1 protein-coding gene is annotated in these 944 nt (G+C 48.6%); it reads left to right on the plus strand.

Going from position 1 to position 944, the window contains the following annotated elements:
- Positions 1–944 (plus strand): head maturation protease, ClpP-related (locus HJG39_RS19255; RefSeq protein ID WP_268412041.1); only part of this gene is annotated, 944 nt, incomplete at both ends.

The following is a 944-nucleotide window of genomic DNA, read 5'->3' on the forward strand; positions in this document are numbered from 1 at the left end:
CGAGCAATGCATGGGCAAGACAATCACGACTTTTGGCGTATTTCGGGCGCAGCAAATGGCACCACGGAAATTTGGATCCACGGCTATATTGGTGAGTCTTTATTTTCGGAAAGCACCTCAGCCAAAGACTTTGTAAACACGCTTAGCCAAGTGAAAAGCAAAAAGGTGAAAGTGTTCTTGAACAGTCGTGGCGGCTCGGTGGTCGATGGCATCGCCATTTTCAATGCGCTAGTCAGCCACGGTGCTGAAATCACCACTGTAAACATGGGCTCAGCAATGTCGATTGCAGCGCTTATTCTTCAAGCCGGTGATAAGCGCCTATCGTTCGGTAATGCGATCACAATGGTTCACGACTCCAGCACGGGCATGTATGGCAACGCCAAAGAGCACCGCAAAACCGCCGATGTGCTCGACAAATTTAACGCATTGATTTCAACCACCTTTGAATCTAAAGGCGTATCGAAAGACGACATTCGAGCCATGATGGACGGTAGCGACCATTATTACACCGCCAGCGAAGCCCAAGCGCTGGGATTGATTGATGAAGTGACCGACCACCTTTCTGTTTCGGCGTCTGCTTCGGGCGATATTCATTTCGCTATTCCTGATCACTTAGCTAAACATTCATTGATCCCACTAAATCAAAAGAGCCAGCAGGGCCAAGAGAGCCAACAAAAGCCAACGCCAACCTTGCTTGAAAAAGTCAAAGCGATTTTAGGCGCGCCCCAAAGCCAAGCACTAAAGCCACAAAGTGAAAACCCTCAGAACGAAAAAACACAAACTGAAAACCCACAGCCAGAAACCACCGAACCTGAGAACAAGCCAACCATGACCACGACCACAAACAGCACGGAAACAGACAACAGTAGCGTAAACGAAAGCCTGTTAGCTCTAGCGGAAAAACAGCAAACCGATGTTCAAGCGGTCGAGCAGAAAATTAGCGC

Source organism: Alteromonas sp. a30 (genome assembly GCF_026788005.1).
In the GTDB taxonomy this organism is placed as follows: domain Bacteria; phylum Pseudomonadota; class Gammaproteobacteria; order Enterobacterales; family Alteromonadaceae; genus Paraneptunicella.